Genomic DNA, 5,453 nt, shown 5'->3' with positions numbered 1-5,453 from the left:
CGAGACGGCGGGGCTGCGCTCGCTGGCGAACGGCGCCCAGCTGCTCGACCGGCACCCGGCCCTGGCGACGCTGCGCGCGATCCAGTCGGCACCGCCGGGCACCCAACTCGTGCTGCGCCTCGGCGGGGGCGAGGAGCGGGCACCCGGACAGTGACATAGCGCAGTGACATAGCGCAGTGACATCGCCCGGCGGGTCCGGCCTGCCTCGGGTGCGGCGTGGTCGCACGGGCCGGCGACAACGTCCCACCCGACGCGGACCCAGATACCCCGGGCAGTACCCTGGAGGGGTGATCGTGGCTGGGGGTGTCGTCGGGCGGAGCGTGCGTGCTGCTGCCCTGACGGCCCTCACCCTCGGCGTGTCCGGCCTCGCGCACAGCGCCGGCGGTATGCCGCTGAGCCTGCCCGGCGTGCTCGTCGCCCTGTGCGCGCTCGGCCCCGTGACGTGGGCGGTGAGCGCTTCTCGCCTGCGGCTGGGCCGACTGGTGGTGGTGCTCGGCGCGGGACAGGCGCTGGCGCACATCTCTTTCCTCATCGCGCACGGGACGAGCGTTGCTTCCGCCCTGAGCCACGCTGCTGCTCCGATGTCCGGGCTGTCAGGCCCGGCGTTGTCGGGCACGGCGTTGTCGGGCACCGCGTTGCCGGGCACGGCATTGTCGGGCACGGGCCACGGTGGCCACGTCGCAGCGCTGTCCGGGCCGGAGCTGCTGCCATCGGGCCGGATGCTGCTCGCGCATGGCGTCGCCACCGTGGTCCTGGCGCTTCTCCTCGCGGGGGGAGAGGCGGTGCTGTGGCGGGTGCTCGGCGCCCTGACCCGGCTGCCCGCGGCGGTCTCGGTCCCCCCGTTCGCCCGCCTCTCCGGCATACCTGACCGCCTGCACATCGCCCCTCCGGCCCTGTGGGCCGACGCCCGCGCGATGCGCGGGCCCCCGGGATGCGTGACCGCCTGACCGTGCCCTGGGCGCGGTCACCCGGCACCTCACTCACCCGGCACCTCACTCACGACCAGCACGTGCTGCTCGGCCTGGACCGCGCTGGAATCGTTCCGGCGGGGCACCTCCATACCTCACGTCCCTGACGCGCCCACGGCGCGACCTCGAAAGGCAACAACCGAATCATGATCTCTCGCAACCGTTCACGACTCGCGGCGGCGTCGGCCGCCCTGCTCCTGTCCACCTCACTCGCTGCGTGCGGCTCCGGCGACAGTTCCAGTTCGTCCTCCCCTGGCACATCCGCGGCGTCCTCGACCGCAGCTGGTTCCGCCGCGACGTCGGCCAGTGACTCCGGCACGCCTGCTTCCACCGAATCGGCATCCTCCGGATCGACGGGGCGGATCGGCCCGGTCACCATCACCGACGGATGGGCCAAGGCCACCGACATGGAGATGAGCGCCGTCTTCGGCACCCTCGTCAATAACAGCGACAAGGCGATCCACATCACCGGCGGATCGTCCGATGTCGCGGGATCGGTCGAGACGCACGAGTTCGTCAAGGACGCCGGCGGGAACATGGTCATGCAGAAGGCCCCGAACGGGTTCACGATCGAGGCCGGCAAGACCTTCGTCCTGGCACCTGGTGCCAACCACATCATGCTCCTCGGGCTGAAGGACAAACTCGTCGCCGGAGACTCGCTGACCGTCACCTTGGAGACCGACCTCGGACAGGTGCCCCTGTCGGTGATGATCCGCACCTTCGACGGCGCCAACGAGACCTACAACCCCTCCCCCTCGATGTCGGGCTCGGCATCGATGTCGATGTCCTCGTCATGACCCCCGCTGCCGGATGTCCAGCCGGCCGGACTACTCCGGCCGGCCCGGGCCGGCGTGGCGTGCTGACCACGGCCGCCGTCGCCGGTCTCGGGTTGGGCGGATGCTCGCTCACGACGGGGTCGTCGACCGAGTCAGCGGGATCCGCCGACACGGTCACGAGCGGCGCCACGGCTGCCGGAGCCGCCACGACGGAAGGCGTGCAGCCCTTCCGGGCAACCCGGCAACCGGGGATCCGCGGCCGCGTTCAGCCGTTTGCCGCCTTCGTCGCCTACGACCTCGCCAAGGGGGCATCGGCGACCGACGTGCGGCGGATCCTGCGCATCTGGTCCGACGACATCGAGCGCCTGATGTCCGGACGCCCGCCCCTGACCGACCCCGAACCGGAACTGGCGCGGCATACCGCTGGCCTGACGGTGACCGTCGGCGTCGGACCCCGGATCGTCGAACTTGTCCGCGGGGCGGACGCGGTGCCGGCCTGGCTCGGCCCACTCCCGGCATACCCCCAGATCGACAAACTCGAAGACCGGTGGAGTGGCGGCGACCTGCTGCTACAGATCTGCGCCGACTCCCCCACCACCCTCGCACACGCGCAGCGGCGACTCACCTTGGGCGTGCGGTCGATGGCCGAAACCCGATGGGTGCAAAGGGGATTCCGCGAGCCGCTCGACACCGGCGAGCACCTCATCGGAATGCGCAACCTCTTCGGCCAGGTCGACGGCACGATCCAACCGGCCGACGACGAGCCGGTGTTCATCGGCGCGGGCGGGCCGGACTGGCTGCGCGACGGTTCGAGCATCGTCATCAGACGCATCCGGATGGACCTGGACAAATGGGAGCAGGTCGACCGGCTCGGGCGCGAGAACGCCATGGGCCGCCGCCTCACCGACGGCGCCCCGCTGACCGGCGGTGCCGAGAACGACATCCCCGACGTCGACGCCAAGGACGCGCTCGGGTTCCCCGTCATCGACCCCGGCGCGCACGTCCGGCGCGCCCGCGCGACCACGAACACCGAACGCTTCCTGCGCCGGCCCTATTCGTATGACGACGGGACCGGCGAGCAGGTCGACGCGGGTCTGATCTTCGTTGCCTACTGCGCCGACCCGCTCGCCCAATTCGATCCGGTGCAGAAGCGGCTGGCCGCCAAAGACCTGATGAACATCTGGACCACCCCGATCGGCTCCGCCGTCTTCGCCATCCTGCCCGGACCCGGCGACGGAGAGAGCCTGGGGCAGGCGCTCCTTGCCTGATCCGACTTCGTCAGATCGACGAGGGCTCCGGCAACAAGGCCCCGGCCAGAATCTCGAGCAGTTCGAGGACGATGCGCTCGGGGGCGCTCGGGGGCGCTCGGGTGCCGGCGATGCACGGCGTACACCGGCACCGGGCTGACCGGTAAGCGTCGGACGGTGTCGATCACGATATCTGCATCGCCCGCCCACACGATATCTGCCCAAGCTGACCGACTTCCCGGGTCACGACAAGATCCAATTCGCGCGCCCCATCACGACGTGCGGCTTTGTCGTCCAGACCATGGGCTCTTACCTCGGGGGTTTGGGCGGCATCGAATCCCGAAGCTCATCGGTGCTCTACATCACGACGACGCGCCTGGCCACCAAGTCCCCCACCGGCGGTCAGCTGGTCGCCAAGCAGGAGAACATTTCCTGCACCCTGATCGGCGCTTGCCAATAGGTCAGCTCGCCTCGGCACTGCAGGCAGCCGAGGCGTCGATGCCGCGGCATACGCACAACGCTGCGGGCATAGGCAAGGCAAAGTGCTCGTCCGCAACGGAAATGTTCCGTTGCGGACGAGCACTTCGTGGCATCGGGCGGGCACGTTAGGCCCGCGGCTTCTCGCGCATCTCATAGGTGGCGATCAGGTCACCGAGCTGCAGGTCGTTGAAGGACCCGAGGTTGATACCGCACTCGTAGCCCTCGCGGACCTCGGTGACGTCGTCCTTGAAGCGGCGCAGGCCGGCGACTTCGACGTTCTCGGCGATGACGACACCCTGACGCGTGATCCGCGCCTTGGCGCCGCGCTTGATCTCGCCGCTGCGCACGATCGACCCGGCGATATTGCCGAACTTGGACGAGCGGAAAATCTCGCGGATCTCGGCGGTGCCGAGTTCGACCTCCTCGAACTCCGGCTTGAGCATGCCCTTCAGGGCCGCCTCGACCTCTTCGATGGCCTGGTAGATCACCGAGTAGTAGCGGATCTCGACGCCCTCACGCTCGGCATACTCCGCGTTCTGCCCTTCGGCGCGCACGTTGAAACCGATGATGATCGCGTTGGAGGCCATCGCGAGGTTGATGTTGTTCATCGTGATGGCACCGACACCGCGGTCGATGATCCGCAGGTCGACCTCGTCGCCCACGTCGATCTGGAGCAGGGCGTCCTCGAGCGCTTCGACCGAACCCGACACGTCACCCTTGAGGATGAGGTTGAGGGTGTCGACCTTGCCGGCCGCGAGGGCGGCGTTGAGGTCTTCGAGCGAGATGCGCTTGCGGGCCTTGGCCAGCGACGCGGCCCGGTCGGCCGCCTCCCGCCGCTCGGCGATCTGCCGGGCGGTGCGGTCGTCGGGCGCGACGACGAAGGTGTCGCCGGCGCGCGGGACCGAGGAGAGACCGAGCACCTGCACCGGACGGGACGGCGTCGCCTCGTCCAGGGTGTTGCCGTGCTCGTCGAGCATGGCACGCACGCGGCCGTGGCTGGAGCCGGTGACGATCGCATCACCGACGTGCAGCGTGCCGGACTGGATGAGGACGGTCGCGGTCGCACCGCGGCCCCGGTCGAGATTGGCCTCGATCGCCACGCCGCGGGCGTCCTTGTCGGGGTTGGCGCGCAGGTCGAGCGCGGCATCCGCCGTGAGCAGCACGGCCTCGAGCAGGTCGTCGATGTGCAGCATCTGCTTGGCGGAGACGTCGACGAACATCGTGTCGCCGCCGTACTCCTCGGCGATGAGGTTGTACTCGGTCAGCTGCTGGCGCACCTTGGCCGGGTTGGCGCCGTCGACGTCCATCTTGTTGACCGCCACCACGATCGGCACATCCGCGGCCTGGGCGTGGTTGAGCGCCTCAATGGTCTGCGGCATGACGCCGTCGTCGGCGGCGACCACGAGGATCGCGATGTCGGTGACCTTGGCGCCACGGGCACGCATGGCCGTGAAGGCCTCGTGACCGGGAGTGTCGATGAAGGTGATCGCCCGGTCGACGCCCTCGTGTTCCTTGTGGATCTGGTAGGCGCCGATGTGCTGGGTGATGCCGCCGTGCTCGGCCGCGACGACGTTCGCGTTGCGGATGGCATCGAGCAGCTTGGTCTTGCCGTGGTCGACGTGACCCATGACGGTCACGACCGGCGGCCGCGGTTGCAGGTCCTCCTCGTCCTCGGAGTCGATGCCGATCTCGAGGTCGATGTCAAAGGACTCGAAGAGCTCGCGCTCCTCCTCCTCCGGGCTGACCATGCGAATCTCGTAGCCGAGTTCGGCGCCGAGCAACGCGAACGTGTCCTCATCGAGCGACTGGGTGGCCGTGGCCATCTCACCGAGGTGGAAGAGCACGGTCACCAGCGACGCCGGGTTGGCGTCGATGCGCTCGGCCAGATCGGTCAGGCTGGCGCCCTGGCGGATCTGAACGATCCGGCCGTCGCCGCGCGGGATCTGCACCCCGCCGATCGTCGGCGCGGACATCTGCTCGAA

At 69.3% G+C, this 5,453-nt stretch carries 5 protein-coding genes; 4 read left to right on the top strand and 1 reads right to left on the bottom strand.

The genetic code is table 11. The annotated features are described in order from the left end of the window. Positions 1 to 287: 287 nt before the first annotated feature. The 4 genes from BN11_RS18590 (at position 288) to BN11_RS23115 (ending at position 3,451) form a co-directional block, all read left to right on the top strand. Positions 288 to 947 (top strand): hypothetical protein, encoded by a 660-nt coding sequence (locus BN11_RS18590; RefSeq protein WP_048699816.1) that lies wholly within the window; start codon positions 288 to 290, stop codon positions 945 to 947. Positions 948 to 1,114: 167 nt separating this feature from the next. Continuing rightward, complete coding sequence (locus tag BN11_RS18585) at positions 1,115 to 1,765, top strand: copper chaperone PCu(A)C (RefSeq protein ID WP_048699815.1); 651 nt, start codon at positions 1,115 to 1,117, stop codon at positions 1,763 to 1,765. Continuing rightward, a complete protein-coding gene (locus BN11_RS18580) occupies positions 1,762 to 3,012 on the top strand; it encodes a Dyp-type peroxidase (RefSeq protein ID WP_083433881.1) in 1,251 nt (416 codons plus the stop codon). Before BN11_RS18585 ends, BN11_RS18580 begins: the two co-directional genes overlap by 4 nt. Before the next feature lie 280 nt (positions 3,013 to 3,292). After that, on the top strand, positions 3,293 to 3,451 hold the full coding sequence (locus BN11_RS23115; protein WP_157044277.1) for a hypothetical protein: 159 nt from the start codon (positions 3,293 to 3,295) through the stop codon (positions 3,449 to 3,451). Positions 3,452 to 3,596: 145 nt separating this feature from the next. On the opposite strand, the gene infB is transcribed toward BN11_RS23115, so the two are convergent. Next, positions 3,597 to 5,453: translation initiation factor IF-2 (gene infB, locus BN11_RS18575; protein WP_235435543.1), on the bottom strand; the 1,857-nt coding region annotated here is incomplete at its 5' end.

Source organism: Nostocoides australiense Ben110 (assembly GCF_001050535.1).
In the GTDB taxonomy this organism is placed as follows: domain Bacteria; phylum Actinomycetota; class Actinomycetes; order Actinomycetales; family Dermatophilaceae; genus Nostocoides_A; species Nostocoides_A australiense.
Note: the sequence above shows the minus strand (reverse complement) of the source record. Positions and strands in the feature narration are given on the sequence as shown.